Here is a 3113-nt window from a genome sequence, read left to right as displayed (position 1 = left end):
GGCGGGCTGCTCCCCAGGGCTCCACGATTTCCGTCAGCCATGCCATGGATTCCGTCATCGTCCAGGTCAGATTTCAGGCCCGGGCCACCGGGGTACTGGCAGGACTTGCTCCTCCGATCGAGATCACCATGTTCTCCACCGCACCCGCGGAGGCAGTGGAAAACATCACACAGGATTTCACAACCAGCAGTCAGTGAACACAGAAAAGAAATTTTGAATATGCGTCACAAATGGTTGCGGAAAATATTTTCACACCAAGCCAACAAGCCCTCCGGAAGCACTCTTCAGCTGTCTGGCAGCATGGACGCACAGCACGCCTCCGGTATTACGGACGCAGGTTCGGCCACCATACTCACACTTTCCACGTTTCTGGTTCTGGGGACGTTCACCGGTGTCGTTCTGGCGGTCTCGGCAACCGCTGTCTGCCGCGGGCGGGCCGCGGGCGCGGCGGACATGGCGGCGCTCGCGGCCGCGGGTGATTCCTCTGGTGACCCGGCCGTCATGTGCGGGCGGGCACGCGCCATCGGGCTTGCGAACCACGGCCGCCTCCTGTCGTGCACGATCTCAGGGGACACCGTCGAGGTCGCGGTGGCCGTCGAACTCCCGGGAGCGCTCGCCGCCCTCGGGCCGCTCGTCGCCAGGGCCCGCGCCGGCCCGACGAACAGCGCCTCCAGCGGGGGAAGCCACGACGAAGGAAGCCACGGTACGGAAGGCTCATCGTGGGTCCCGTCGGCGGCCGCCATCCCCACGGCGCCGATGCGCTCACCGGCTGTTCGATCAGCTCGGATCGAGCCGGCGCAGGACGGCGTCGAGCAGCCGGCGGGCGGCCGGCTTGTCCAGGGGCTCGTTGCCGTTCCCGCACTTCGGCGACTGCACGCACGACGGGCAGCCGGCCACGCACTCGCAGGCCGCTATCACCTCCCGGGTCGCACGCAGCCACGGCCCGCCGCGCAGAAAGCCTCGCTCGGCGAAACCCGCGCCGCCCGGATAGCCGTCATAGACGAACACCGTGGTGAGGGAGGTGTCCGGATGCAGCGCGGTCGACACTCCCCCGATGTCCCACCGGTCGCAGGTCGCGAACAACGGGAGGATGCCGATCGCCGCGTGCTCGGCCGCGTGGACGGCACCGGGGACGGCGTCCTCGTCGATCTCCGCCTCGGCCAGCAGCCCCTCGGACACCGTGTACCAGACCGCCCGCGTGCGCAGATGCCGCGCGGGAAGATCCAGCGGCTCATCACCGATCACTCGTCCGCTGCCGGTCTGACGCCGCTGGTAGGACACCACCTGGCTGCTGACCTCGACCGTTCCCAGGTGGAGCTCGACATCGCCGGCGATACGGGAGCGGATCGACTCCACCACCCGGATGTCGGTGTCCTCCCGGGCCACCGTCGTCCAGTCCGGTGTGGCTGCCTCCACGAGCGCGACCGCCGCGTCCAGATCGAACTCGATGACCAGGTAGGAGCCGCCCTGATGCAGGTAGACGGCGCCGCGGTGCACCGTCGAGTGCGACGTGGCGGCGTCCACCGTGCCGAGCAGACGGCCGGTGGACGCCTCGACGATCCGTACCGGCGGTCCGCCGACACCGCGGATGTCCACCTCCGGGCGGTGGCGGTGCGTCCAATACCAGCCTGCGGGCCGTCGCCTCAGCCGGCCGCGGCGTACCAGGTCGTCGACCGTGGGACGAGCCAGCGGCCCGAAAAGATCGAGATCGTCCTCGGTCAGCGGCAGTTCCGCGGCCGCGCACTCCAGATGCGGGCCAAGCACGTAGGGATTGTCGGGGTCGAGCACGGTCGCCTCGACCGGCCGGCCGAACACGGCCTCGGGATGATGCACGAGATACGTGTCGAGAGGATCGACCCGGGCGACCAGGACGGCGAGAGCTCCCGCGCCGTCTCGACCGGCCCGGCCGGCCTGCTGCCAGAGCGAGGCCAGCGTGCCCGGATAGCCGGTGATCACGGTCACGTCCAGCCCGGTGATGTCGACACCCAGTTCGAGCGCGTTCGTCGCGGCGACGCCGAGCAGCCGCCCCGATCTCAGGTCCGCCTCCAACGCCCGGCGTTCTTCGGGCAGGTAGCCCGCGCGGTAGGCCGCAACCCGCTCCACGAGGTCCGCCGACACCTCGGACAACGCCCTGCGCGCCGACTGCGCGATCACTTCCGCGCCCCTGCGCGACCGCACGAACACGAGCGTGCGCACGCCATCGGCCACAAGATCCGCGAGCAGGTCCGCTGCCTCGGCGGTCGCCGAGCGACGGACCGGTGTGCCGCCAGGGCCGCGAACCGGGGGGTCCGGTGGCTGCGCCTCGACGGCCACGGGCGCCCCCGATGCCCATCCAGCCGATGTTTCCGCTGGTTGGGACTTCGCCGGTTGGAGCGATGTGGGCTCCGCTTCCGCGCGGGCGGCAGGCCCGGCGGAAACCAGGTCGGCGGAAACCGGGTCAGAGGTGGTCGGATCGGCGGAGAGCGGGTCGGATACGGCCGCTCCGGCGGAGAGCGGCCTGGAAACAGCCGGGCCGGGATACGGCGGAGCCGACGGTGGCCGGGCCGATGGTTCGGATGGCGGGACCGATGGTTCGGGCGAGGAGCCGAACGAGGAGGACGTCTGCCACGCATGTGCCTGCCATGGATACGACAGGGGTGGTTCGTACAGTGCGAAGCTCATCGCGCCTCTCGGGGAGGCGTCCTCCTCGACCGCCCGCACGTCGAGCCCGGTCAGGCGGCCGGCGGCATTCGCCGGCTCCGACACCGTTGCCGAGGCCAGGATGAACACCGGCGCCGAACCGTACCGGGCGCACACCCGCCGTAGCCTCCGCAGGACGTGCGCGACGTGGGAACCGAAGACGCCCCGATAACCGTGGCACTCGTCGACCACCACGTACCGAAGGCCCCGGAGAAAGGTGCTCCACCGTCGATGAGAAGGCAGTATGCCCCGATGCAGCATGTCGGGGTTGGTCAGCACGAACGTGGCGTGGGCACGGACCCAGTCGCGTTCGTACGCCGGCGTGTCGCCGTCGTACGTGGCGGCGCGCACCCCTGTCAGCGTGAGCGCGCGAACCGCGCGGAGCTGGTCGTTGGCCAGTAACTGGTCAGGTCTGGTAGATCGTTTGTTTTTGG

Annotated in this window: 2 protein-coding genes and 2 pseudogenes; 2 read left to right on the top strand and 2 right to left on the bottom strand. The window is 69.6% G+C overall.

Annotated features, from left to right (window positions below; genetic code table 11):
* Nucleotides 1–197, top strand: a pseudogene (locus CM1CMNOD_RS22590) (hypothetical protein); the annotation flags it as partial.
* Nucleotides 198–219: 22 nt separating this feature from the next.
* Nucleotides 220–597: pseudogene (locus CM1CMNOD_RS20055) on the top strand (Rv3654c family TadE-like protein); the annotation flags it as partial.
* Here the strand turns inward: CM1CMNOD_RS20055 and CM1CMNOD_RS23425 are convergent.
* A complete protein-coding gene (locus CM1CMNOD_RS23425; RefSeq protein WP_237702903.1) occupies nucleotides 565–702 on the bottom strand; it encodes a hypothetical protein in 138 nt (45 codons plus the stop codon). The pseudogene CM1CMNOD_RS20055 and the gene CM1CMNOD_RS23425 sit on opposite strands and share 33 nt — an antisense overlap.
* 75 nt (nucleotides 703–777) lie before the next feature.
* Nucleotides 778–3078 carry a Zn-binding domain-containing protein gene (locus CM1CMNOD_RS20050; protein WP_083828559.1) on the bottom strand — a complete coding sequence of 767 codons (2301 nt, stop codon included), beginning with the start codon at nucleotides 3076–3078 and terminating at the stop codon, nucleotides 778–780.
* Nucleotides 3079–3113: the final 35 nt, after the last annotated feature.

The sequence above is a fragment of the Protofrankia symbiont of Coriaria myrtifolia genome, from assembly GCF_900634755.1.
Lineage (GTDB): Bacteria > Actinomycetota > Actinomycetes > Frankiales > Frankiaceae > Protofrankia > Protofrankia coriariae.
Note: the sequence above shows the minus strand (reverse complement) of the source record. Positions and strands in the feature narration are given on the sequence as shown.